Origin of the sequence: Bacillus sp. NSP9.1, from assembly GCF_000465465.2 — a bacterium.
GTDB classification, from domain to species: Bacteria; Bacillota; Bacilli; order Bacillales; family Bacillaceae; genus Bacillus; species Bacillus sonorensis_A.
Genome location: NZ_CP048273.1, coordinates 2,791,521 through 2,816,547 on the forward strand (window position 1 = coordinate 2,791,521; position 25,027 = coordinate 2,816,547).

Sequence of the window (25,027 nt, forward strand, 5' to 3'; positions counted from 1 at the left end):
TATCCACATGAAAGCCCCCTAAGGCAAAGGGGGCTACAGAATGGTGCGGGCCGGCTCTTGACCCAGGATTTGCTCGATTTCGTTCTTTTCGTTCAAAACGGCTACTTTCGGCTTGTGGGTCTTTGCCTCTTCTTCAGACATCATTGCATAGGAGACAATAATGACGACATCTCCGACCTGTACGAGACGAGCTGCCGCGCCATTTAAGCAAATGACGCCGCTTCCCCTTTCACCGGGAATAATATATGTTTCCAGCCGGGCTCCGTTATTATTATTTACAATTTGCACTTTTTCATTTGCCATCATTCCGACAGCATCCAATAAATCTTCATCGATCGTTATGCTGCCGACATAATTTAAATTGGCTTCCGTTACTCGCGCTCTGTGCAGCTTGCCGCTCATTAACGTTCGGTACATGATCAATCCTCCTTTCGATCCAACGGGATATCGACGATGATATTATCAATTAAGCGGGCCTTTGAAAATTGAACGGCAACCGCTATGATGATTTTTCCAGCCAGTGTTTCCCGTTTTTCCAGATCGGGATAGGAATAAACATCTGCATAATCGATGACACCGCTTGTTTTTTCTATATGAAGGCGGACCTCTTTCTTAACGGCCTCCGGGTCCCGTTCCCCTTCCCGAATCAGCCGGGCTCCGCGCTTGAGCGCTTCATAAAGAGCGGGCGCTTCCTTTCGTTCATCCGCATTCAGATTGACATTGCGGGAGCTTTTGGCAAGCCCGTCTTCCTCACGCATCGTTTCAACCGGAACGAGCTCAATATCCATAAAGAAATCAGTGATCAATCCGTCAACAACTGCCACCTGTTGAGCATCCTTCATTCCAAAATAAACCCTTGTCGGAGCCGTGAGGTTGAACAGCTTCGTCAAGACGGTTGCAACACCGTCGAAATGCCCTTCCCTTGACCGTCCGCAAAGGACATCCGTTCTTTTTTTCACATTGACGATGACGGTTGATTCCTGTGGATAGATATCCGCCGCGCTTGGCGTGAACAATATATCCACTCCGCCTGCTTTGGCCAGCTTCCTGTCTCTTTCAATATCTCTTGGATAAGCTTCAAAATCTTCACCCGGGCCGAATTGCAGAGGATTGACGAAAATGCTCATGACCACGATGTCATTGTGTTTTCGCGCTTCTTTCACAAGCGACATGTGGCCTTCATGAAGAAATCCCATTGTCGGCACAAAGCCGATTGTTTTTCCTTCTTTCCGGTATGATGTTGTCAAGTTTTGTATATCTTTTGCGCGGTGGATTTCAATCATGATGATTTGCCTCCGTATAATCCTTCCAGCACTTCATGGTCGATGCGGAAGGAATGCGCGTCTTCGGGAAAAAAGCGGTTTCTCACATCTTTAACATAACCGGTAAGCGCTGCTTCAATCGGCTGATCGATTTGCGCATACTGTTTTACAAATTTAGGCGTCCGGCTGACTCCGTGTCCGAGCACATCATGGTAGACGAGAACCTGTCCGTCCGTACCTGCGCCGGCTCCAATGCCGATGACCGGAATGGTGAGCTCTTTTGCGATCCGTTCGGCAAGCGCCGCCGGGACGCACTCAAGAACGAGTGCAATCGCTCCTGCTTCTTCACAGCGCCGGCTGTCATCTATTAGTTTCCGAGCGCTTTCTTCGTCTTTCCCCTGGACTTTATAGCCTCCGAGAACGCCGACGGATTGAGGTGTCAGGCCCAAATGGCCGACCACCGGGATTCCGCCCCTAGTCAAAGCCGCAATCGTGTCAAACACACCGTCACCGCCTTCAAGCTTCAAGGCATCGGCACCGCTTTCCTGCACGATTTTCATCGCGTTTTTCAGTGCACTTTCCTGTGAGCAGTGGTAGGACATAAAAGGCATATCCGTGACGATGAATGTATCCTTTGCCCCGCGTTTGACGGCCTTTGTGTGATGAATCATGTCCTCGACAGTGACATAGACAGTCGAATCAAGACCGAGAACGACCATTCCAAGAGAATCGCCGACAAGGATCATGTCCACTCCGGCTTGTTCGGCAAGTTTCGCCGCCGGACAGTCATAAGCCGTCAGCATGACGATTGGCTCCCCGTGCTGTTTCATTTTTAAAAAATCAAGTTTTGTCTTCATGTTTCTCCTCCTCTTCATTCAGAGGAGATGAGCTGCCGTTTTTTCGGACAGTAAAAAAACCTTCCGCTAAAAGAAGGATTTTTTGACTCCGCGATCGGCAAGAATCATCCCTCTGTCCCAGTCCTTTTTTGGATCAAGGCAGACTTTTTTATTCCGCAATATTTCCTAAAAGGTGCAGTTCCCCAAGGATACTGCCCAACCGAAGTATACCAAAAACCAGCCGTTTCTTCCAACTAAGAAGGACTGATTTCGATATCGGCGGAGTATATTTTTTGTATGCCTTCACTTGTTTCCAGAAGCAGAACTCCCTCATCGTCTATGCCGAGCGCTTTGCCGTGAAACGTTCCATTCAGCGTCCTCGCCGTCAATTCGCGGTGCAATGATAGAGCGTAGCTTTCCCACAACAGCTTGATCGGCTGAAAACCGTGGGTAAGATAGTCTCTGTACCGTTTTTCAAATGTTAAAAGAATCGTCTGAATCAAGGCCGCCCTGTCGACCTTTTTGCCGCCTGAAAGCCGGAGGCTTGTGGCCGTCTCCTGCAATTCTTCCGGGAAATCGTCTCTCAGCTGATTGACATTGATCCCCGTTCCGACAATGACGGAATGAACCTGGTCGGCCTCGGCCTGAAGCTCAGTCAGAATTCCGACCGCTTTTTTGCCGCCGATTAAAATATCGTTCGGCCATTTGATTTCCGCGCTGATGCCGGTTGCTTCTTCGATCGCCTGAACAAGGGCGACTGCGGCCAAAAGGGTCAGCTGCGGCGTTTTTTGCACAGGGATTTCCGGCCTGAGGATGATGCTCATCCAAACGCCGTTCCCTTTAGGAGAATGCCAGCCTCTCGCCATTCTTCCCCTTCCTTCGGTCTGCTTGTCGGCGACGACGATCGTTCCTTCCGCGGCACCGTTGTTCGCCAGTTCATGTGCGATTTTTTGAGTTGAAGCCACGACGTCTTGAAAATAAATGGTTTGTCCCATTTTTTCCGTTTTTAAGCCGAGTCTGATTTCGTTTTCGCTGATTTTATCAGGTTTTTTTTTCATTTTGTAGCCGAGCTTTCGGACGGCTTCCAGCTCGTAACCCGATTTTCTTAAGTCCTCGATATGCTTCCAGACCGCCGTTCTGGAACAGCCGAGCTCCTCGCTGATTTTCTGGCCCGAAATAAATTCACCGTCAGCTTCTGTAAACAATTGAATCAGTTTTTTCCTTAAGTTTGATTGCATCCTTTTAGCCACTCCTCTATGGCTTTTTTTCGATTGGCAAGTTTCCCGTGCAGTACGGCCTGCTCAATTCGTTTTAAATCTTCAGATACCCATTTTCCAGGCGCTTTTTTCCTGAAGTTGACGAGATCCCCGCCGGTTACGGCCAAATCTTTCAGACTTTTGATCGGAAGCGCCTCGTACGCCTGCCTCACTTCAGCTAAATGGCGCTGATCGACTTCACGGCACTCATTCAGCATTTGAATCGTCAAGGCGGAAATCAGCGTCTCTTCCCCCGCTTCATACATGGAGGCCACATCCCACTTCTGCCCGATCCGGGCCGCGGTCTGCACCGCTTGTTTGATGACTTTGCCGGGCAGCTTCCACTCTTTTAAAAAGCCGTGTGCATCGGCAGGATCGATTGACATTAGAATCACGAAGGCCGCCCAGATGTCCGCTCTTCTTTCAAGTTTGAAAAAAGGAAAACGGCCGGCAGCCTGGATGTCTTCTTTTTTACCGTCCAGTCCCGGGAGTTCTCTGAAAAGGCCTGTTTCAGCTGCCGCTTTTAGCGCCTGTCCAGCCGCTTTTCCTTTTAAAAGCTTTTCAAATTCAGCCGTTTTCCGTTCTGTGGAAATATGCGCCAAAAGCCCGCTGTTTTCAAAAATCGCCTGTTTTGTGTTCGGCGAAAGCCTAAATTCAAGCTGGCTCATAAAACGAAGCGCCCGCAGCATGCGGAGCGCATCTTCATGAAAGCGCTCCGCCGGGTCGCCAACGGTTTGAATCAGCTTTTCCTTGATATCGTGAAGGCCGCCGAAATAATCGATCAGCCGTCCTTCAGCATCCATGGCCATCGCATTGATCGTCAAATCGCGCCGCTTCAAATCTTCCTTCAGCGATTTGATGAACTTAACGCCGCTCGGCCTTCTGAAATCCTCATATTCAAGCTCAGCGCGAAATGTTGTCACTTCATAAGACTCACCATCCATCAGCACAATGATCGTCCCGTGTTCTTTGCCGACATCAATCGTTTTCGGAAAAATGTTTTCAATTTCTTCCGGAGGTGCGTCTGTTGCGATATCCACATCGCCGACGGACCGGTTCATATGCGTGTCCCTCACCGCTCCGCCGACAAAATATGCCTGCCAGCCGTGCTTTTCCAGCTCATGAAGGAGAGGAAGAGCTTTTCGAAAGAGATCCTCCATTATCCGACTCCTCCTCTATCAATTGTTGATAAATATCCTCATACTGGCTGATGATGCTGCCGGAAGAAAAACGCTCCTTAATGTTTTTCAGCGCTGCTTGTGCAAAACGATGATGCAGACCGTCATCTGTTAAAAGTCGAACCGCCTTTTCAGCCGCATCATCAACATCTCCGACATTCACCAAATAACCGGAGGTTCCGTCTTTAATTACTTCCGGGATGCCTCCGATATTTGTGCCGATACAAGGAACACCGCAAGCCATCGCTTCGAGCAGGACAAGACCGAAGCTTTCCTTTTCAGAGAGAAGCAGCTTTAAATCGCTGATCGCGTAAAGCTCTTCAAGACTGTCCTGTTTCCCGAGAAAAAGGACATCGTCTTTTAAACCGAGCTGCCGGACGAGCTGACAGATGACCGTCATTTCAGGTCCATCACCGACAAGAAGCAGCTTCGCTTGCAAGTGTTTGACAATACGGCTGAACACATGGATGACATCCTGAACGCGCTTGACCTGTCTGAAATTCGAAACATGGATGACCACTTTTTCCTCAGGGGAAATCCCGTACTGCTCTTTTAAAGAATGACGGTCCTGTTTGACATAAACGCGTTCATCGACAAAGTTGTAGATGGTTTCGATTTTTTTGTCCGGCTTGATTAAATCATACGTCTGGGCCGCGAGAGCCGATGAGACCGCCGTTACGCGGTCGGAGGATTCGATCGCAAATTTGATCAGATCCTTTAAAGACGGGTCGTATCCGAGAACGGTAATATCTGTGCCGTGCAAAGTCGTAACCGTTTTGATATTTCCGTCAAGCATTTGTTTTGCCAGGAAAGCGGAAATCGCGTGAGGCACCGCGTAATGGGCATGCAGAACATCAAGCTGTTCACGTTTTGCCACTTCCGCCATTTTGCTGGCCAAAGCCAAATCATACGGCGGGTACTTAAACACGGCATATTGATTGACTTCGACTTCATGAAAATAGATATTGGAATACACTTTATTGAGCCTGTGCGGAATGCTTGATGTAATAAAATGGATTTCATGTCCTTTTTCCGCCAGCAGCTTGCCGAGTTCTGTCGCGATGATGCCTGATCCGCCGACGCTCGGATAACACGTGATTCCGATTTTTAGTTTTTTCATCATCAGCCCCCAAATAAATCATTGTTTAACAAAAGCGTTCCCTTGGAAAAGAATCCTTCCGCATATTGGACGCCGGCTTCTTTGCCCAACAGCTTCTCCCTGGCCTCAACCGTTTCAATATAGCCGTTTGTCAACGGTGTTTCCACTGATTGCTGCAATCGGCTGAACTGGCTCTTGTACGCCTTGAGGCTTTCGATTTTCACATTGATCGTCTCGGAAATATCGATGACAAATTCAGGTTTATGAAAACCGTTGATCATATAGTAGTAAATATTCTGCACTTTGTGCGCCGGCTGTTTGTTTTGATCTTCATATTTATGTATTCCGGCGGAAAAAACCGCTTCTTCGACGATGTCTGCCGCATGCCCATGGTCAGGATGCCGGTCTTTTTGATAAGGAACAAAGACGATCTTGGGCTTATACTTCCGAATGACGGAGACTGCTTCCCTGATTGCTTCCTGGCTGAGGAACAGCCCTCTGTCAGGAAGTGCGAGGGAAATCCGCGGACTGGCGCCCAAAATGTCAGCCGCCAGTGCCGCTTCGCTTTTTCTCGTATCGACAGTACCGTTTGAAGACAATTCAGCCCGGGTTAAATCGCAGATGCCGATTCGATAACCTTTTTTAGTATATTTGGCAATGGTTCCTCCCATGCCGATTTCCACATCGTCGCTATGTGCGCCAAAAGCCAGTATATCAAGCATCCTGATCCACGCCATGAACAAGCTTTCGAAAATCAAGCGCACCTTCTTCAACAGACCGGATCAAAATTTCCGCCGTTCCCATATTGGTTGCAAGCGGGATCGCATATACATCGGATAAACGGATTAATGCCGACACATCAGGTTCATGCGGCTGGGCAGTCAGCGGGTCCCGCAAAAAAATAACGAGATCGATGTCATTCTTTGCGATCATCGCGCCAATCTGCTGATCTCCGCCAAGCGGTCCTGATTGAAATCTCTCGATGGGCAGTCCTGTCGCTTCCGTGATTTTCAAACCGGTTGTTCCCGTTGCAAACAGTTCATGTTTTTTTAGGATGTGTTTGTAAGCGGTTGTCAGTTGAATCATATCCTGTTTTTTGCGGTCATGGGCAATTAAAGCGATTTTCAAAGCGATTTCCCCCTTTTTGTTACTCTATAATATTTTCCAGGCCGTAGACAAGCTGATCGATTTTCATGACTTGTTCAACAGCCAATTTCACCCCGGACATAAAGGATGCGCGGTTATATGAATCATGGCGGATTTTAAGAGTTTGGCCGTCTCCGCCGAACAGCACTTCCTGGTGGGCGATCAGTCCCGGCAAACGGACGCTGTGGAGGCGGATTCCGTTTTGCTCTGCACCTCTTGCGCCCGGCAAAATTTCTTGTTCATCAGGATGGCCCTGCTGTTTCGCTTCGCGGACTGCCGAAATCATTTCCGCTGTTTTCAAAGCTGTTCCGCTTGGCGCATCGAGCTTTTGATCATGGTGCTGCTCGATGATTTCAACATCGGAAAAATAGCTGGCGGCCATCTGTGAAAACTTCATCATCAGGACGGCCCCGAGCGCAAAGTTGGGCGCAATGATCGCACCGATCCCTTTCTCATCCGTCAGCTCCATCAGCTCATTCAGGTCGCTTTCAGAAAATCCGGTCGTTCCCACGACAGGACGGACGCCGTGCTCCAAGGCGATTTTGGTATGGACCTTGCCGATTTCCGGCGTTGTTAAATCGATCAGCACATCCGGAGCTGTTTCTGAAAAACATTCGTATATGTCTGTATATATGACGGCCTCTGACCGGCAAGGCATCACATCTGCCAGCTTCTCCCGATTGTATGTACGGTCTATTGCACCTCGCAGCTCAAAATGAGGGGTGTCTTCTACAAGCTTAACCGCTTCGCTTCCCATTCTTCCTCGCGGTCCTGCTATGACGATTTTGATTGTTTCCTTTGACATATGAATCTCCTCTACTTTCCTTCTTCTTTTCTTGTCCAGCGGTCTTTGTCACGGGTGTTGAATTTCTCCATGACCATATCATGCGCTTCATCCAATGATATATGAAGCGAATTGGCCAGACAAACCAAAACAAACAGAACGTCTCCTATTTCTTCGTCAATTTTCTTTTCAGCTTCTGTTTTTTTCTTTGGCTTTTCTCCGTAATGATGGTTGACTTCCCTCGCCAGTTCTCCGAGTTCTTCTGTCAGCCTGGCCATCATCGCAAGCGGACTGAAGTAGCCCTCTTTAAATTGGCCGATATATTCATCAACCTCACGCTGTATCTCTTTCATCGTTTTTTCCTTCGCCATTCGGTAAAACCTCCTGTCATCTCTTACATGTTAGCGAATTCAAACAAGTTTGACAAATGTTTAAAACGGGTTTGCTGTTTTAAGTGGGATAAACTATAATATTAACGCCAGCTTATGGAAGGAAAGGGGTTTTTTTATGCTCGGAAATATCAGAATGAAAAACGTCTTGTTTATATTGGCAGGTGCCGCAGTGTTTTCTTTTGGACTCGTGCATTTTAACATGCAGAACAACCTTTCGGAGGGCGGTTTTACCGGAATCACTCTGCTGCTTTACTTTTTGTTTCATATTGATCCTTCCATTTCCAACCTGGTATTAAACATTCCGGTTTTTATTATCGGCTGGAAGCTTCTTGGGCGAACGGTTTTTTCCTACACCATTCTCGGGACAGTCGGCTTGTCCGTGTTTTTGTGGATTTTCCAGCGTTATCAGATCCATATGCCCCTTCAGCATGACCTTGCGCTGGCCGCACTTTTTGCCGGAGTTTTTATCGGAACAGGGTTGGGGATTATTTTTAAATACGGGGGAACGACAGGCGGCGTCGATATTATCGTACGGCTCATCAACAAGTATTTTCAAGTCCCGATGGGAAAAGCGATGTTTGTTTTTGATGCCTGTGTCATCACGCTGTCGCTGATTTTTTACCTTTCCTATAAGGAAGCCATGTACACGCTTGTCGCCGTATTTGTCGCTTCCAAAGTGATTGATTTTATGCAGGAAGGCGGATACGCGGCAAAAGGTGCCACCATCATTTCTGAAAAGAACGATCAGATTCAGCAAAAAATCATTGAAGAAATGGAAAGAGGTGTCACCGTTTTAAAAGGCCAAGGTTCTTATACGAAAACAGAGCGGGATGTATTATACTGCGTCGTCCCGAAAAACGAAGTGTTCCTGTTGAAAAATGTGATTACTTCCATAGATCCGCATGCATTTGTCGCTGTAAGCGATGTTCATGATGTACTCGGGGAAGGTTTTACATTGGATGAAAACAAAAACCCCATCACCTGACCCTCAAAAAGCAAAAAAGAAGCTCTCAGATGATAGGAGCTTCTTATTTCGGCCAATCTTTTTCTCTTTTTTTGCGCTTGTCCCCTTCTGCTTTATACTTTCTGAACCCCACATATGTCAGGGTGGATAAAATGATGCTTCCGGTTGTCAAAATGACCCACAACAAGGAAGGGTCTGCGTCATCTTCCTCCACCTGATTAAAGACATCTTCCAAGTCTTTTTCCAGCATCGTCAAACGCTCAAGCTTGCTGCTTTCCGTCATCTGCTGAAAATCGCCGTGATCGACAACTTCGATATGGTTGGATACATTCTTTAACTGCTTCGGCGAGATATCAATCGTTAAGCTCGGATAAATCGTTTCATACAATGATAAAAAATGATTCCACTTTTCCCGAAACGTCAGGCTGTCTTCTTTCTGAATACCGGCTTTTAGCGCCCTGAATGAATCCATGATCGGTTTTTTTAATGAACCCCAAAGCGGATCATGATCGGATTCGATGGCATCCATCAGCATTCTAAACTGGGCAGCGGTTTTGAACTTGTCATTTTTCGCCATTCCTTCGTTTTCCAGGCTTTTCAGCAGATCGTGGTATGCCAGGTTAACCTGGCGGATCTCGGAACCTGTCATCACATCTTCAGCCCCGTCTCTCTTTGCGGTTTTCAGCCGCTTTTCAAAATATTGAAGAATCTGAACTGCCTCCTCATACTGAGCCTGTCTTGTTAATTGGAATACCGTATCAGACAGTTCGGTCAGCTCCTCTAAAGCGGATGAATCTTCCGCTTTTAAACCGTTCGCAGGAACAACAAGCGCAAGCAGCATGCAAAGGATCACCTTTCGTATCATTCACGGTCCCTCCCACTCCTTCTATTAAATCGTATGAAGAGAGGGACAAGGTTAGACCAAGATTGTTGAGCAAACCTTTACAGTTTGAATGCTTTTTTGGACAGGACAAGGTAATAGGCCAAGCCGATCGAAGCAATGCTGAGCCAAAATGTAAAATAGCCGATTTGCGGCATGTATTGATCAAGCATCGAATAATTAGGCATCATTCCAAACACATAATCAATGATGTCATTGTGCAGCGTCCAAACTGCCGCAAGCGCCAAATGCCATCCTTTGAACCGGTAATATGGTGCATACAGAACACCTTGCACTGCCATGGCAAAATGGGATGCAATCAGCATATATCCCGTCCAATGCAGGCTTCCGGTCGTCACAAGCACGAGGATATTCATGACAACGGCCCAGAGGCCGTATTTGACGAGCGTCACAAGCGCAAGCGCTTCAAAGAGAGAAGCGTTGCTCTTCAATAAAAGGCCGATTAGGACAAATAAAAAAAACAGGGTGGCTGTCGGGCTGTCAGGGACAAAGATCAAAAATTTTGCAGGTGTATTCGTCAGCTGGGGAAGATACCAATAATAGCCGTACACCGTTCCCAAAAAATTAATGATCAAAAGCATGATCGTCATCGGCTTTTGCCCAAGTATGTAAGATATCAATTTCAAACGAATCAACTCACAGTCTCTTTAAATCAAAAAATACGGCACGGGTCACTTCCTCAGGGATATGTCTGGAAAATATCGGACGCGACAGAACCTTTTTTGGCTCGCAAACGGCCCTATACATTCAGATGTCCAAACATGAAAGAGGCCATCGACATCGTCGACAGCCTTGAGAGGCTGACCAAGCGTCAGCTTCAGCTCTATCAAGAGTATAGCCTGCCTTTATCATCTTGACAACACTTTTTACTTGGCTGTTGTTTCAGAGATGAACTTAGACAGTTCTTTCAGTTCTTTATCTGATCCTTTAAAGACGCCGGCTGGCATTTGTCCCTTTCCTTCTTTGGCGATTTTCGCAATTTCTTCAGGAGACAATCCGTTATCGACGAGAGACGGTCCGGCGGCCCCTCCCTGCATATTATCTCCGTGGCATGAGATACAGCCCTGCTCCTGGTAAAGCTTGTAGCCTGCTGCACTCGTATCAATATCGGCTTCCTCTTTGATTTTCCCCTGCTCTTCAGCGGCGGCCCAATCGTGGGTGGCAACCGACTGCCATGTTAAGAAAACCGTCGCCGCCAGCGCTAAAAGCATTAGCCCTACGGCAACCGGGCGTTTATAAGGCCTTCTCTCTGGGCCCCTGTCGAGAAACGGGGCCAACAGGAGCGCCCCGAATGCAATCGCCGGAATGACAATGGCGCCGACCACCGTATACGGTCCGGCAGCATATTCATACTTGAGCAATTGGTACAGAAATAGAAAATACCAGTCTGGCAAAGGTATGTAGCCGGTATCCGTCGGATCCGCCATCCGCTCGAGCGGAGGTTCGTGAACGACTGTCAGCACAAGAAAACCGATGAGAAAAACCGCGCCGACAAGCCATTCTTTAAGCAGAAAGTTCGGCCAGAACGCTTCCGTTTTTCCCGGAAACTCGGAATAATCTTTTGGAATATTCGGTTTTCTTTCCGCCGGAATCCTCGAATCTCCGACAAATTTCATTCCTTTTCCCCTTTTCATGCCATCCCCTCCTTCTTTTGAGTCATTTGCTTAAAGCGGCCCTGAAATGCCTTGCTTCCGAATCATGATAAAGTGTGCTGCCATAAGGGCGAACAGAGCGGCTGGCAGGAAAAAGACGTGTATGGCGAAAAAGCGCGCCAACGTCTGAGCGCCGACAATATCAGGATGACCGGCAAGCAGTGTTTTGATTTGCGACCCGATCAGCGGTGTCGCTTCAGCAATCTGCAAACCGACTTTCGTCGCAAACAGAGCTTTCATATCCCAAGGCAGAAGGTAGCCTGTAAATCCTAACCCGAGCATGACAAAGAAGATCAGCACGCCGACGATCCAGTTCAGCTCCCTCGGCTTTTTATAAGCCCCCTGGAAGAAAACCCTCAGCGTATGAAGAAACATCATCACGATGACCAAGCTTGCCCCCCAATGATGCATCCCTCTTACGATCTGCCCGAATGCCACTTCATTTTGCAGGTAATAAACCGATTCCCAGGCGTTTTTAATGTCGGGAACATAGTACATCGTCAAAAACATGCCGGAAAGAACCTGAATCACCGTTACGAAAAACGTCAGTCCCCCGAAGCAGTATACAAAGGCGGAAAAATGGTGAGCGGGATTGACATGTTCAGGAACTTCATGATCGGCAATATCCCGCCAAAGCGGCGTGATATCCAGTCTTTCATCAACCCAGTCATAAATTTTGTTTAGCATGATCACCCTTCCTTCCTCGGCTTGGCTTTTCCTAAGTAAAGAAAGCCGTCTTTAACCTCTTGCTCATAGCGGTCTAGCGGAGCCAGAGGCGGAGTTCCGGGTACGTTGGTACCATCCTTTTCATAAAGCCCGTAATGGCACGGACAAAAGAACTTGTTCGGATTTTTAGGATCGCTGTTCCAGTTGACCGTGCACCCCAAATGTTTACAAACCGGTGATAAAGCTACAATTTCTTCCCCATTTTTGAAAACCCACGCAGACCTCGATTCTTCAGACTCGTACCAGGCGTCGACTTGCTTGATTTTAAAGTCGAAGCGCTGCGGTTCATTTGTCAGTTCATCAACGCTGACAACCTGAACCATGTCCTGTTCCTCAGTCGGTCTTAAAACCGGATCGAGCGCGAAGCGAACCATAGGCATGAGCATTCCGGCCGCCATAAAACCGCCGACTCCGGTCAGCGTGTAGTTCAAAAATTGACGTCTGGATACCCGATGTCTTTTTTCGCTCATCTTCATATCCCCCCTCAAGTCCCCAGCTACAATATAACTGAAATAGAAAAAAATTCATGAACTAGGACACCCTCATAATATATCAATATTTTAGGAAGGTCAACATTGCCAAAATCATTATCCAAAGGAAATGTAAGTGTTTTTATTAAGAGTTCCAATTTTGTAACAAAATGTTCAATATTTGCTCAATTTGGTCTTCCAAAAGCTTTTGCTTTAATGAATCTTTCATATGTTCGAGAGGAATCGCCGGAATCCAAAGCAGTTTCTGCTCATTTCCAAGCACTTGCTTCCAGCGCTCGTCCGTCGTCAAAAACACGATGTGCCGGAAATGCCGAGCTGCCATTTCCTCCAGATCAGCAAGATCCTCGGCGCTTTTCTCATCAGCGTGCAAATATGTATAGGGCGGAAACAGGTAGACGCGGCCCTTCAGCTGCCTCTCCAGCTCTTCTGCCAGTATAGACGTAAATTCCCCTTTTGATACGGCCGATTTGAATTGATCCCCCAACTGAACCGAAATCAGCGGGATCACGGCTGTATCGATATATTCTTTTGCATTCAGATAAACATCCGCATCATGCGCATTCCATTTCACGCTTCCGACTCCTCCTTATGACAGCGCTTACTCCGCCAGTTGAACAAGCCTTGCGTTTCGGCAAGGCTTGTTATTGGCGATTTATCGCAGCTGATTCAGTTGTTTCGCAAGTTTTTCGAAGCTTTCTTTATCTTGGCGGTCTAGTGCTTCATCTATTTCCCGCAGCAGCTTTTGTCTCTGAAATGTAGAAATGGAGTGCTCCAAAATCTGTTCAGCGACAATCTTATCTTTTTCATTTTCGTACAGGTCTTTCGGAATATGCGGATTAGCTTCCAAAACAGCCGCGTATTCCGGTGAATTATAAGCTGAACGGAAATTCAGCTGGATGAAGAGATCCTGCTGCTTATTCAGCCTGATATCATGAAACGATTTCTCTGCATCGGTCGTCATGACGTTTTCTTTATAAAAACGAAAAGGCACTTCTTCGACACAGTGGGTGGACATGATAATGCCCCTTGGGCAAAATTCGGCCTGCTCGACAAAATGCACTTTTTCCATCAGCGAGTCATGGCTCATTAAATAATTCAGAATCCATACACACTCTCTACGCTTTAGCTGATAGTGGTTTAAAAACCAGCGGATAAAATCTTTTTTTTCATTGACAGAAACAGGGGTCTGCATGTTATTCCCTCCTCTATCGCATCTTGTGTATTACATTAATAATTCCACACAAACCGGTCATATCCTTCTTATTCAAAGGAATTTTCGTCTTCGATTCTGAAAATCATCTCCTGGGTTTCCGTGTCTGCGGGGTTAAGCTCTGCCAGCTTTTTCAACAGCGGCAGCGCTTCTTTCCGCCTTCCTTCTTCAAGCAAAAAGCGCGAATACTCGTAAAGGAAATCTCCGTCATCCCGATAGTGCTCAAATGCGCTCTCATATTCCTGCGAAGCCTTCCCATACTCTTCCTCCCCCCTGTAAGCCGAAGCCAGAAACCAGCTGAATTTAGGGTCATCCTCGCCGTATTTGCGGACTTCGTGAACAAGGTCAATGATCCCCTCATAGTCTTCTTCTTCGAGGTAAAGAGCGAGCAGGGTTTGGACAGCTTCAATATAACCTGGATCAAGCGCCAGCGCTTCACGAAGGAGATCTGCCGCTTCTGAATGCCTTTTCGTTTTAAGGGCTGCTTTTGCTGCAGAAAGGTAAAGCTCTTTATTGAATTCATCTACGCGGATACCTTCTTTTGCCGTTTCAAAGGCCTCCTCATAAAGCCCCTCGGCTTCGTAGCTGTTCGCCAAAGGTTTATAAAGCGAAGAATAGGACGGATCCATTTCCTTGAGCTCTGTCAACTGCTTGATCGCAGTTTTAGAATACCCCGCTTTCCAAGCGGTAAAACCGAATCCGAACAGCGTATTGGGCTCCGGATTTTCCTGAGCGGCTTTTTCATACCATTCCAGCGCTTCTTCAAACTCCCCTGACGAGCTCAATGATTCAGCCAGCCTCTGATAAACATTGACACCCCCGATGACAGCTTTTTCACGGGCTGCTTTTTTGTATTGCCGCACCGCTTTTCCGTAAGCCCCTTGAGTAAAATACAACTCTCCCAAAGCAAAATCGATCACCGGTTCATCTGTCAAAATCGATTTCGCCTTCAAGAGCTTCTGCTCGCTGACTTCAAACAGTCCTTGCATCTGATAGAGATCGGCCATCAAGAGCAGGCTTTCCGGGTATGCCTGATCTGTTTCCGGAATCGTTTCCAGGACCGCGAGCGCTTTTTCTTCCTGATCGGTTTCAATGAGGAGCTCAGCATAAAAACAAGTCAGTTCTGTTTCTTCCGGATAAAGTTCATGCAAATCATTCACAATGGCAATTGCTTTATCAACAATTCCCCATTCATAGTACAGCTGGGCTGCTATTAATTTGTCTTCATCATGAAGACTGGACTCGATATCAGCAAGCTTTTTCAATCCGCTTTCCGTATGGCCTGCTTCAACTAATTTTATGGCTTCTTGAATCGAAGTATTCAAATCTAAACGTCCCTTTCTTTCGTCAAATCATCGCCTGCTCTCTTTTAGGCAATACTTTGTAAGATTATTTTTATCATAATTCACTGAAGGCGTTGTCGGCAAATTTGTTGCCCGGGTTTTTGTAAGAAAAGGGGAAGCGGATAGATTTCGCTTTAAGACAAGCTATGCTGTCATGCCCCGTTTTATGCGTAAAAAAGCCTGGAGCACGGAGGCTTCAGGCTTTTTTTGCAAGCTTTTCGATATGTTCAAAAAATGTCGGATACGATACGCTCACAGCTTCCGGATGTAAGATGTCGATTGGATGTTCACAGATCAAAGCGGCAATTCCAAGCATCATGCCGATGCGGTGGTCGCCATGGCTGGAAACTTCCGCTCCGCCTTTCAGCTGCGTCTTTCCGTAGATCTTCATGCCGTCTTCGGTCGGCTCGATACGCGCGCCAAGTTTTTTCAGCTCGGATGCGACGGTATCGATTCGGTTGGTTTCCTTCACCTTCAGTTCGGCGGCGTCTTTAATGATCGTCATCCCTTCAGCCTGTGTAGCAAGCAGGGCGATGATCGGAATTTCATCGATCAGCCGCGGAATCAAATCACCGGAAATTTCCGTGGCTGTCAGGGGCGCCGTCTTGATTTTCAAGTCGCCGTATGGTTCGCCGCTTGCGGCATCATTCGGCTCGATTTCGAGATCCGCACCCATCTTTTCAAGGACATCGATGATTCCCGTTCTTGTCGGGTTTAACCCGACATTTTTCAGAACGATTTCACTGTTTGGCACAAGCGAACCTGCTGCAAGGAAAAATGCCGCTGATGAAATATCTCCAGGGACGAATACATCGGCTGCCTTTAACGTCTGTCCCCCTGTAATCGAAACAGAGGTGTCGCTTTCCTCGAGCGTAACGCCGAACATCGAGAGCATCCGCTCTGTGTGATCTCTTGATTTGTGAGGTTCTGTCACCGTCGTGGTGCCGTCGGCCTGAAGTCCGGCGAGGAGGACGGCCGACTTGATTTGCGCGCTGGCAACAGGTGACTGAAAATCGATCGCTGTCAGATTGCCGCCCCGGACAGAAAGCGGTGTGTATTCTCCCCCGGCGCGGCCGTCGATTTTTGCACCCATTTGCTGAAGCGGTTCTGTTACACGCTTCATCGGCCTTTTGGCGATGCTTTCATCCCCAGCCACTGTACTGTGAAACGGGCGGCCGGCCAAAATGCCCAGCATCAGTCTGATCGTCGTTCCGGAATTTCCGACGTCAAGAAGCTCTTTCGGCTCAGAGAGCTGATCAAGCCCTTTGCCGTAAACCGTGACGTCGCTTTCGTTCTGTTCGATGCCAACGCCCATTTTTTTGAAGCACTCGATCGTGCTCAAACAGTCTGCTCCCGGCAAAAAGTTTTTGATGACGGTTTTTCCTTCTGCAATGGCGCCAAACATAACAGAACGATGGGAGATCGACTTATCCCCCGGAATATGAAGTTCTCCATTAAGTGAACTGACTTTTCCTCTTTTCATTTGTTCCACCTCAATCAGCGTAAAATGTTTCATATTTTGCGCGCGTTTGAATGCATTTTTCAGCTCGTTTGCGATCTTCGTCAGATTGAAAACTGATCCGGAGAACACCGTTTATCTCTTCCCTTGTCTCGATAATCCGGATGTTCGTGATGCTGATTTGTTCCTCGGCGAGAATCGCCGTTATTTCCGAAATGACCCCCGGATGGTCAGGGACATCGACATAAAGATCGTAAAAGGAAGGGATCGCGCCTTTTTGCCGCAAAGGCAGTTCATCACGGTATTCCTTCGCCTGCCGGAAAAATTCAAACAGCCCGTCTGCATCTTCATTTTCAACAAAAGACTGAATTCTGTCCAGCTCCTGCTTCCATTCGTCAAACCGCTCGATAATTTTGTCTTTATTGTGCAGAAGAATGTCCCGCCACATCGCCGGACTGCTTGAAGCAATCCGCGTAATATCGCGGAAACCACCTGCGGCAAAACGTTTGACGAGCGGATACTGGTCTTCGAATTTGACCGTCTGGTGGACGAGGCTGGCCGCCACGATGTGAGGGAAATGGCTGATGACGCTTGTGACGGCATCATGCTCTTCCGGAGTCATTTCCACAAACTTTGCATTCGTCCCTTTTAAAAGCTCTTTTAACGAGGCGACGGCTTCTTTGTCGGCGGAGCGGGAAGGCGTCAGAATATAGAACGCATTTTCAAACAGCAGTTCTTTGGCAGCGGCTACTCCTGATTTGTGGGAGCCGGCCATCGGATGGCCGCCGATAAACTGATACTCGTTAGGCAAAACTTTTTCAGCATGGCTGACCACCTTCTGCTTTGTACTGCCGACATCGGTAATCAGCATCCTTTTCATCATGCCGGATGCGGCCAGCTCATCGAGCATGTAGAGCGTCTGTTCGACGGGTGCGGCTAGAATAACCGTCGATGCTTCTTTGATTCCTTCTAAAAAAGAAGCGGCCGGGGCGTCAATGACACCAAGCTTCTGTGCGGCTCTTGCCTGCTCTCCGGAAACATCAAATCCGATGATCCTTCTTTCCGGATGCTCCTTTTTAATAGCTAGGGCAATGGAACCGCCGATTAAGCCCAAGCCGGCCAAAAATATCGTTTCATTTGATTGAGTCATGATTATCACCTGGTTCAATAGACTAAAGAGGTGACTGAAACATCACCTCTTACAACATACCGGCTAAAGTTTTTAAAAACGCTTCGTTTTGTTGTTTCGTGCCGACGGAAATTCTGATATAAGTCGGGAAGCCGAGCGCATTTCCGGATCTGACGATATAGCCCTTTGTAAGCAGTTCGCGGAAGAGATCGTCGCCATTCCGCTTAAAGTCGATCAGCACAAAGTTCGTTTGTGAAGGAAAATACTTCAGCCCATGCTCAGAGCAGAAATCGTAGTACTGCTTAAGCCCTTCATTGTTTTTCCTAACACAATCTTTGATAAACGCCTGGTCGCCAAGGGCGGCCAGCGCGGCAGCCTGACCAAGCCGATTTGTATTAAACGGCTGTCTCGCCGGTTCAATCGCCTGAACCAGCTGTTCTGAAGCGATGCCGTATCCGACCCTTAAAGCAGCCAAACCGTATGCTTTGGAAAACGTTCTGAGAATCATCAGATTCGGGTAGCGTTTTAAAAGCGGAATGGTCTCCGGATAATCCTCTGCTGTTACATATTCATAATACGCTTCATCGACAACAATGAGCACGTGCTCCGGCACTTTTTCCAAAAAGCGGAGCAGCTTTTGCTCTGATTCATAAGTGCCGGTCGGGTTATTCGGGCTGCAAACCCAGACGACCTTCGTTTGTTCATCGATCGCCTCAAGCATGGAATCGAGATCATGACATCCGTCCTCAAGCAGATCGATTTCCCGGATCTCTGCACCTTCGATGACTGCATTATGTTTGTATTGTGAGAATGTCGGGTTCGCCATGACGGTGTTTAGACCCGGCCCCAGCAAAGAACGGGAGATGATCTGAATGACCTCATCTGTCCCGTTTCCTAAGATGATGTTCGTTTCGTTTACGCCAAGGTGCCCCGCAAGCTTTGTTCTCAGTGCGGCGCTATAGCCGTCTGGATAAAGCGCCATTTGCTGGATTTCAGTCTGAATCGCTTCTTTGGCCGCTTCTGAACAGCCGTACGGATTTTCGTTTGAAGCAAGCTTGACGACTTTTTCCAGATTGAATTCTTTTTTGACCGCTTCAATCGGTTTGCCTGGCTGGTAAGGCTTTAACTGCTTTAATTGTTCTTTGATTTGCAAGATGCTGTCACCTCATTTTACCATGTGCGATACGCTGAATGTTTTAGCGTATTCCTCAAACGTTTTTAGGGCTTGCTCTCTTGTCTCGAGATTTGTGAGATCTTCTTTCAGCTCCTCGATTTTTCTGACAAGAGCGCTTCCTACGACAACACCGTCTGACAGTTCGTTCATCATCTCCACTTGTTTAAAGCTGGAAATCCCAAAACCGACGGCAACAGGGACGGAGCTTTTTTCTTTTACAGATCTGATAAATGAAGAAACAGAATCGTCAAATTCGTTGCGCACACCTGTGACACCGAGCGAAGACACGCAATAGACAAACCCTTCGGCCTGCTCTGCGATTTTTTGAATGCGGTTTTCGCTTGTCGGCGCGACAAGCGAAATATATGTGATACCTTGCTTCTTACACTCCTGCTGCAAATATACGCTTTCTTCAAAAGGCAGATCCGGAACTAAAAGTCCGTCAATTTGATTTTGTCGCAGTAAAGCGAAAAAGTGATCTGTATCTAATTGTAACACAGGATTGTAATACGTAAAGAGAATAATCGGGATATGGACGCCGTTTTTTTTCATTTCACCGCCGAGCTTGATCGCTTTTACAATGTTCATATCGTTGTCAAGCGCGCGTTTGGAAGCGCGCTGAATAACGGGTCCGTCGGCAAGCGGATCAGAATATGGAACACCGAGTTCAAGAGCCGATGCGCCCGCTTCCTGAAGGGATTTTGCCAGTTCGATCGAAACCTCCGGCAGCGGATCTCCGGCTGTAATAAACGGAACGAATAGTTTATCTGACGACTGATTTTTCAGATTGAACATCTTTATTCACCTCTTCTTCCAACACCTTCATCAAGGTGTGGACGTCTTTGTCTCCCCTGCCTGACAGGCAAACCAGAATACTTTTTTCTCCCGGCATTTCTTGTGCCATTTCAAATGCTTTAGCCAACGCATGGGCCGACTCGATCGCCGGCAAAATGCCCTCTGTCTCCGCAAGTTTTTTTAATGCCGAGACAGCCTCGCCGTCTGTTACCGATTCATAGCGGACGCGGCCTGTATGATGAAGATGGGCGTGCTCAGGACCGACGCCCGGATAGTCGAGTCCGGCCGAGATGGAATACGGTTCAATGATCTGACCGTATTCATCTTGAAGCAGATAGGTCAAAGAGCCGTGTATCACACCTTTGGTACCTTTTGTAATCGTGGCGGCATGAAGGGGCGTGTTGACGCCTTTGCCCGCAGCTTCAACACCGATCAGCTCGACAGGCTCTTCAATAAATGAAGTGAACATCCCGATTGCATTGCTTCCGCCGCCGACACAGGCGACCACTTTATCGGGAAGTTTCCCCTCCGTTTCATAAAACTGCTCCTTCGCTTCATCACCGATCATCCGCTGAAATTCTCTTACAATATAAGGGTATGGATGCGGCCCGACAACTGACCCGATCATATAAAAATGATCCTGGCAATGCTGGACCCAGTATCTGATCGCTTCGTTTGTCGCGTCTTTCAACGTTCCATTTCCGCTTGAGACCGGGACGACTTCCGCTCCCAAAAGCTTCATGCGGAAAACATTGAGCGACTGTCTTGCAACATCTTCCTCACCCATAAACACGATGCACGACATGCCGAACTTTGCGGCCACGGTTGCCGCGGCGACTCCGTGCTGTCCGGCACCTGTTTCAGCGATCAGCTTCGTTTTTCCCATTTTCTTAGCGAGCAGCGCCTGGCCGAGCGCGTTGTTGATTTTATGGGCGCCGGTATGGTTCAAATCCTCGCGCTTCAAATAAATTTTCGCTCCGCCCAAGCGCTTTGTCAGCTGGTCTGCAAAGGTCAGAGCGGTCGGGCGTCCCGAATATTCAAATAACAGTTTTTTGTATTCCTCTTGAAATGAAGGATCATCTTTTAATTGACGAAACGCTTTTTCGATTTCTTCCAAAGGCTGCATGAGTGTTTCCGGAACAAACTTCCCGCCAAAATCACCAAATCTGCCTTGTTCATTCGGATATGAATACATGATTGTACATCCTTTCTTCTAAAAGGTTGATCAGCTTTCCGCTTTTATGCCCGTTCTCTTCAATTCCGCTTGCCAGATCGATGCCCGGCGGCTCCCAGCGCAGAAGATCTGCTACGCTTTCGGGATTGACGCCTCCGGCAATCAACAGGCGCTTACCTGCCCCGGCAGCCGTTTCTTTATATTCCGGGACGCTTTCCCATGAAAATGAAATGCCTGTTCCTCCCCTCATGCCCTTTACGGAAGAGTCAATGACAAACCCGTCTGCATAGGGTGCGGCGGCTTTCATTTTCGCGATCGTTTCGCTACCGTGGTGAAGCGCCTTCCAAATCTCGCAATCTGTTATACTTCTGAGATGCTTGATATCCTCCACCGTTTCATCCCCGTGAAGCTGAATGACGTCCAACCGAACGTCTTTTACAATTTCGGCGATGCGGCGGCAATCCTCATTGACAAACACGCCGACAAGCTTTTTTTCTCCCGTATCAACCTGACTGCGCCAGCTTTTCACAACGGCGGGATCTGCCGCCCGTTTGCTGTCCGCAAAAATAAATCCAAGGTAGTCCGCCTTCGATCGGACCGTCAGCCGCAAATCTTCCAAAGAATGAATCCCGCAATATTTTAAGCTTGGTCTATTCATCGCCGGCTTCTCCGAATAAAGCATGGACCGCTTTCAGCTGTGACGCCTCTCTCATCAAGGATTCCCCGACAAGTACGGCTTGCGCCCCACAGGCTTTTACAAATGTGAGATCCTCCTTTTTGCCGATGCCGCTTTCGCTGACAAGAACGGTGCCGTCCGGAACCAGTTTCGCGACCTGTTCCGTCTGGCTGACGGAAGTTTCAAAGGTTTTTAGATTTCGGTTGTTCACACCGATGATCTCAGGCGTAAAGACGTTTAAGATCCCTTCAAGCGTCCCTTCCCCATGAACTTCAACGAGCACATCCATTCCTTTTTCAACAGCTTCTTCATGAAGTTCGAATAGTTTTCCGGGCTCAAGCGCCTCGCCGATCAGCAGGATCGCATCAGCTCCGATGCGGCTCGCTTCTTCAACCTGAATCGAATCGATGATAAAGTCCTTTCGCAAAACAGGCAGGGAAACCGTGCGCTTCACCGCTGACAAATAATCGTTTCTTCCTTGAAAAAAAGGAGCGTCCGTCAGCACAGACAAACAATCGGCGCCCGCCTGTTCGTATTGTTTCGCAATCGCTTCCGGCTGAAAATCCGCTTGGATGACTCCTTTTGAAGGAGACGCTTTTTTGACTTCGGCGATTAACGCGACAAATCGGTTTGGAGACAGGAGAGCCTTTTTAAATGACCGCTTCGGCAGATTCAGATCCTCCGGCAGCATGATATTCAACAGATCTTCCCGTTTTCTTTCAATAATTTGATTAAGCATACATCTCTTCCTCTTTCTGTTTTAATCGCTCCAGCTGGCTGAGCGCTTCACCGCTTGCGATGGTTTCAAGCGCCATTTCAACCCCTTCTTTCAAACCGCCCGCCTGACCGGCGACATACAAAGCGGCTCCGGCGTTGAACGCAGCGATGTGAAGCGCCGATTCAGCACTCCGGTTTTTCAGGATATCGATGATGAGGCGGCCGCTCTCTTCAGGCGTCTCTACCTGGATATCGCTAAACTTCCCCGCCGGCAGCCCCACATCGTTCGGGTCGACGGTATATTCATATCTTTTGCCGTCTTTCAGTTCTATCACATCTGTCGGCGATGTGATGGACAGCTCATCAAGGCCGTCCCTGCTGGAAACCAACAGGACATGATCCGGTTCAAAGGATTCTAAAGCTCCGGCCATCAGCTTCGCTTTCTCAAAGGAGTAGACGCCGATGACCTGGCGTTTCGCCTTCATCGGGTTGCTGAGCGGTCCAAGCAGATTAAACACCGTTCTAAATCCGAGAGCCTTTCTCGGCACGGTGACATGCTTCATGGAAGAATGATAGCTTGGCGCATATAAGAACCCCATATTGCGCCGTTCAATACTGCGTTTTGTTTCCTCAGGCGTCGTCTGTATGGAAACGCCGAGGTATTCCAGCACGTCCGCACTCCCGCTTTTCGAAGAAACCGATCGATTTCCGTGTTTGGCAATTTTAGCCCCGGCGGCTGACGCAATAATGGCTGCAGCAGTGGAAATGTTGAAAGTCGAATTGCCGTCTCCACCCGTCCCGCACGTATCGACAACACGTTCAGGACCGGCGATTGTAAAAGCTTTCTCCCGCATCGCTCTGACAAAACCGGTGACTTCTTCGACGGTCTCCCCCCGGTAGGCGAGAACGGATAGCAGCCCTCCAATTTCAGCTTCAGTCAGTTCACCGTTCATCATCAGATGCATGATGTTGTTCGCTTCTTCTTCATTCAGTGTGCGGCCATTAACGCATGATTTCAGCAGTTCGTTCATTGCCGTCCTCCTCCTTTTCCAGAAACATATCCTCAGCTATTTGGATCGTTTTCAGCAAAGCACCGGCCTTATTACACGTTTCTTCCCATTCATTTTCGGGGACTGAATCAGCCACAATCCCCGCACCGGCCTGGATGGAGGCCACACCGTCTTTGACGCTCATCGTGCGGATCGTAATGCAAGAGTCAATATTGCCGTCAAAGCCGATATAAGCGATGCATCCTCCATACGTTTCCCTCGGGGCGGGCTCCAGCTCATTTAAAAGCTGCATCGCCCTGATTTTCGGCGCCCCTGTCAGCGTGCCGGCGGGAAAAGCGCTCATTAAAGCGTCAACCGGATGGACATCTGCTTTCAGCGAACCGGTTACGATCGATATAATGTGCATGACATGGGAGAAGGAAACGATTTTTGTAAACTCGGGCACCTGAACCGATCCGTATTCGGCGACTCTGCCGATGTCGTTTCTCGCCAAATCGACGAGCATATAGTGCTCGGCTTTTTCTTTTTCATCTGCCAAAAGCTCTTTTTTCAGGCGCTCGTCTTCGGCATGGTCTGCTCCTCTTTTTCTCGTTCCGGCGATCGGATGGATTTCAAGATGGCCGTTTTGGACGTGGATCAGCCGTTCCGGGGAGCTTCCGACAAGCTCGCGGTCAGGCAGCTTGATATAGTACATGTATGGCGACGGATTGATCATTCTCAGCACTCTGTACAGCTCGAAGGAACTGACATTGACCGGGATATCAAACCTTTGGGAAAGCACTCCTTGAAAGATGTCCCCCGCTCTAATGTACTCTTTTAATCGTTCGACATCGGCTAAAAACTGCGGTTTTTCATATGTTGATTGAACATGTTCAAAGCTTGGAGTGTCATACCGTCCTTGCGGGAGAAAAAGCTCTTTCGCCGTTTTTCGGTCTGCCAGCCTTTTTGTAAGTTTTTTCAGCTCATTTTTAGCCTGTTGAAACAACAGCGATTTTTCGTTCTCTGTTTCACTGCCGTTAAGCCTTACATATTGAATAAAGTGCAGTTTTTTCTGCTCATGATCATAAGCGATCATGGTGCTGCAGACAAACAGCAGACATTTTGCCATCTCTGTTTCCTTTTCATGCCTTTTGATGGCCGGCTCAACAAGCGGCATCAGATCATAGCTTAAATAACCTACGGCGCCGCCGGTAAACGGTATATCAAGATCAGGCGCCTTAATTAAGCATGTTTCCGACATCCATTGAAGAACTTCCTTTAGCTGTGAAGCGGTGTATAGCTTCTCCATGTCCTCTCCGCAAGCATGAAACCGACCGCATTCTTCTTTAATCGTCAAAAAAGGGCGGAGTCCGATAAACGAATATCTTGACCATGCCGATGTGTCGTCTTTGCTTTCCAGCAAATACACGATGTCATTTTCAAGCTTTTCAACCATTTGAACAGGTGTCAGCGTATCGACGGAAAAGCTTTCTATAATGGGAATCGTTCTAAAATGTGAAGTGTCCTCCATAAACGAGGAAAAATCGCTTTGATATGTCAATGGTTTCTCACTCCTTTTTCAGGCGGAGGAGAATGAGAAGAAGCCTCTGAGGCAGACAAATTGATTGAAATGTGGGGAATAATAAACAAACCCAAAAGAACAGCGTCTTTTGG

The 25,027-nt window shown here is 47.9% G+C and carries 28 protein-coding genes; 1 reads left to right on the plus strand and 27 read right to left on the minus strand.

Annotation, left to right across the window (positions count from 1 at the left end; translation table 11 throughout):
- Window positions 1-33: 33 nt before the first annotated feature.
- The 10 genes from panD to M654_RS14510 all read right to left on the minus strand — a co-directional run bounded on the left by panD (window position 34) and on the right by M654_RS14510 (window position 7,932).
- On the minus strand, window positions 34-417 hold the full coding sequence (gene panD, locus M654_RS14465) for an aspartate 1-decarboxylase (protein ID WP_026587588.1): 384 nt from the start codon (window positions 415-417) through the stop codon (window positions 34-36).
- Between the two features lie 2 nt (window positions 418-419).
- Window positions 420-1,283 carry a pantoate--beta-alanine ligase gene (gene panC / locus M654_RS14470; protein WP_026587589.1) on the minus strand — a complete coding sequence of 288 codons (864 nt, stop codon included), beginning with the start codon at window positions 1,281-1,283 and terminating at the stop codon, window positions 420-422.
- Window positions 1,280-2,119, minus strand: a complete 840-nt coding sequence (gene panB, locus M654_RS14475) for a 3-methyl-2-oxobutanoate hydroxymethyltransferase (protein WP_026587590.1) — start codon at window positions 2,117-2,119, stop codon at window positions 1,280-1,282. The genes panC and panB overlap by 4 nt, the downstream gene beginning before the upstream one ends.
- A 233-nt stretch (window positions 2,120-2,352) precedes the next feature.
- A complete protein-coding gene (locus tag M654_RS14480; protein ID WP_026587591.1) occupies window positions 2,353-3,336 on the minus strand; it encodes a bifunctional biotin--[acetyl-CoA-carboxylase] synthetase/biotin operon repressor in 984 nt (327 codons plus the stop codon).
- Complete coding sequence (locus M654_RS14485) at window positions 3,321-4,514, minus strand: CCA tRNA nucleotidyltransferase (protein ID WP_026587592.1); 1,194 nt, start codon at window positions 4,512-4,514, stop codon at window positions 3,321-3,323. The genes M654_RS14480 and M654_RS14485 overlap by 16 nt, the downstream gene beginning before the upstream one ends.
- On the minus strand, window positions 4,474-5,652 hold the full coding sequence (gene bshA, locus M654_RS14490; protein WP_026587593.1) for an N-acetyl-alpha-D-glucosaminyl L-malate synthase BshA: 1,179 nt from the start codon (window positions 5,650-5,652) through the stop codon (window positions 4,474-4,476). Before bshA ends, M654_RS14485 begins: the two co-directional genes overlap by 41 nt.
- Before the next feature lie 2 nt (window positions 5,653-5,654).
- Window positions 5,655-6,353, minus strand: coding sequence for a bacillithiol biosynthesis deacetylase BshB1 (bshB1, locus tag M654_RS14495; protein ID WP_026587594.1), 699 nt, complete (start codon window positions 6,351-6,353; stop codon window positions 5,655-5,657).
- Window positions 6,346-6,759: a methylglyoxal synthase gene (mgsA, locus tag M654_RS14500; RefSeq protein WP_026587595.1), complete on the minus strand. Its 414-nt coding sequence runs from the start codon at window positions 6,757-6,759 to the stop codon at window positions 6,346-6,348. Before mgsA ends, bshB1 begins: the two co-directional genes overlap by 8 nt.
- 19 nt (window positions 6,760-6,778) lie before the next feature.
- The gene (gene dapB, locus M654_RS14505) at window positions 6,779-7,582 is read right to left on the minus strand and encodes a 4-hydroxy-tetrahydrodipicolinate reductase (RefSeq protein ID WP_026587596.1); all 804 of its coding nucleotides are present in this window, start codon (window positions 7,580-7,582) and stop codon (window positions 6,779-6,781) included.
- Window positions 7,583-7,593: 11 nt separating this feature from the next.
- Complete coding sequence (locus M654_RS14510) at window positions 7,594-7,932, minus strand: nucleotide pyrophosphohydrolase (protein WP_026587597.1); 339 nt, start codon at window positions 7,930-7,932, stop codon at window positions 7,594-7,596.
- A 136-nt stretch (window positions 7,933-8,068) separates the two neighbouring features.
- Here M654_RS14510 and M654_RS14515 point away from each other — a divergent pair, with 136 nt between their 5' ends.
- On the plus strand, window positions 8,069-8,938 hold the full coding sequence (locus tag M654_RS14515) for a YitT family protein (RefSeq protein ID WP_026587598.1): 870 nt from the start codon (window positions 8,069-8,071) through the stop codon (window positions 8,936-8,938).
- A 43-nt stretch (window positions 8,939-8,981) separates the two neighbouring features.
- Here M654_RS14515 and ypjB read toward each other — a convergent pair whose 3' ends face one another.
- The 17 genes from ypjB to trpE all read right to left on the minus strand — a co-directional run bounded on the left by ypjB (window position 8,982) and on the right by trpE (window position 24,914).
- Entirely contained in the window at window positions 8,982-9,782 is an 801-nt protein-coding gene (gene ypjB, locus M654_RS14520) for a sporulation protein YpjB (protein ID WP_026587599.1), read from the minus strand.
- A gap of 77 nt (window positions 9,783-9,859) precedes the next feature.
- The gene (locus M654_RS14525; protein ID WP_163170580.1) at window positions 9,860-10,408 is read right to left on the minus strand and encodes a lipoprotein heptaprenylglyceryl N-acetyltransferase LhaT; all 549 of its coding nucleotides are present in this window, start codon (window positions 10,406-10,408) and stop codon (window positions 9,860-9,862) included.
- Between the two features lie 276 nt (window positions 10,409-10,684).
- Window positions 10,685-11,452 (minus strand): menaquinol-cytochrome c reductase cytochrome b/c subunit, encoded by a 768-nt coding sequence (locus M654_RS14530; protein ID WP_026587601.1) that lies wholly within the window; start codon window positions 11,450-11,452, stop codon window positions 10,685-10,687.
- Between the two features lie 30 nt (window positions 11,453-11,482).
- Complete coding sequence (qcrB, locus tag M654_RS14535; protein ID WP_026587602.1) at window positions 11,483-12,157, minus strand: menaquinol-cytochrome c reductase cytochrome b subunit; 675 nt, start codon at window positions 12,155-12,157, stop codon at window positions 11,483-11,485.
- Between the two features lie 2 nt (window positions 12,158-12,159).
- On the minus strand, window positions 12,160-12,666 hold the full coding sequence (locus M654_RS14540; protein WP_026587603.1) for a QcrA and Rieske domain-containing protein: 507 nt from the start codon (window positions 12,664-12,666) through the stop codon (window positions 12,160-12,162).
- A gap of 145 nt (window positions 12,667-12,811) precedes the next feature.
- The gene (locus M654_RS14545) at window positions 12,812-13,258 is read right to left on the minus strand and encodes a YpiF family protein (protein ID WP_026587604.1); all 447 of its coding nucleotides are present in this window, start codon (window positions 13,256-13,258) and stop codon (window positions 12,812-12,814) included.
- 81 nt (window positions 13,259-13,339) lie between these two features.
- Window positions 13,340-13,879: a ReoY family proteolytic degradation factor gene (locus M654_RS14550; protein ID WP_026587605.1), complete on the minus strand. Its 540-nt coding sequence runs from the start codon at window positions 13,877-13,879 to the stop codon at window positions 13,340-13,342.
- Window positions 13,880-13,947: 68 nt separating this feature from the next.
- A complete protein-coding gene (locus M654_RS14555; protein ID WP_026587606.1) occupies window positions 13,948-15,222 on the minus strand; it encodes a tetratricopeptide repeat protein in 1,275 nt (424 codons plus the stop codon).
- A 214-nt stretch (window positions 15,223-15,436) separates the two neighbouring features.
- Entirely contained in the window at window positions 15,437-16,723 is a 1,287-nt protein-coding gene (gene aroA, locus M654_RS14560) for a 3-phosphoshikimate 1-carboxyvinyltransferase (protein WP_026587607.1), read from the minus strand.
- 10 nt (window positions 16,724-16,733) lie between these two features.
- Entirely contained in the window at window positions 16,734-17,849 is a 1,116-nt protein-coding gene (locus M654_RS14565; protein ID WP_026587608.1) for a prephenate dehydrogenase, read from the minus strand.
- Between the two features lie 49 nt (window positions 17,850-17,898).
- Window positions 17,899-18,981, minus strand: a complete 1,083-nt coding sequence (gene hisC / locus M654_RS14570; protein ID WP_026587609.1) for a histidinol-phosphate transaminase — start codon at window positions 18,979-18,981, stop codon at window positions 17,899-17,901.
- Window positions 18,982-18,993: 12 nt separating this feature from the next.
- Window positions 18,994-19,797 carry a tryptophan synthase subunit alpha gene (gene trpA, locus M654_RS14575; RefSeq protein WP_026587610.1) on the minus strand — a complete coding sequence of 268 codons (804 nt, stop codon included), beginning with the start codon at window positions 19,795-19,797 and terminating at the stop codon, window positions 18,994-18,996.
- Window positions 19,766-20,992: a tryptophan synthase subunit beta gene (gene trpB, locus M654_RS14580; protein ID WP_026587611.1), complete on the minus strand. Its 1,227-nt coding sequence runs from the start codon at window positions 20,990-20,992 to the stop codon at window positions 19,766-19,768. The genes trpA and trpB overlap by 32 nt, the downstream gene beginning before the upstream one ends.
- Entirely contained in the window at window positions 20,973-21,629 is a 657-nt protein-coding gene (locus M654_RS14585) for a phosphoribosylanthranilate isomerase (RefSeq protein ID WP_026587612.1), read from the minus strand. The genes trpB and M654_RS14585 overlap by 20 nt, the downstream gene beginning before the upstream one ends.
- Window positions 21,622-22,386 (minus strand): indole-3-glycerol phosphate synthase TrpC, encoded by a 765-nt coding sequence (trpC, locus tag M654_RS14590; RefSeq protein ID WP_026587613.1) that lies wholly within the window; start codon window positions 22,384-22,386, stop codon window positions 21,622-21,624. The genes M654_RS14585 and trpC overlap by 8 nt, the downstream gene beginning before the upstream one ends.
- Window positions 22,379-23,395 carry an anthranilate phosphoribosyltransferase gene (gene trpD / locus M654_RS14595; protein WP_026587614.1) on the minus strand — a complete coding sequence of 339 codons (1,017 nt, stop codon included), beginning with the start codon at window positions 23,393-23,395 and terminating at the stop codon, window positions 22,379-22,381. Before trpD ends, trpC begins: the two co-directional genes overlap by 8 nt.
- Entirely contained in the window at window positions 23,367-24,914 is a 1,548-nt protein-coding gene (gene trpE, locus M654_RS14600; protein ID WP_026587615.1) for an anthranilate synthase component I, read from the minus strand. The genes trpD and trpE overlap by 29 nt, the downstream gene beginning before the upstream one ends.
- Between the last annotated feature and the right edge of the window lie 113 nt (window positions 24,915-25,027).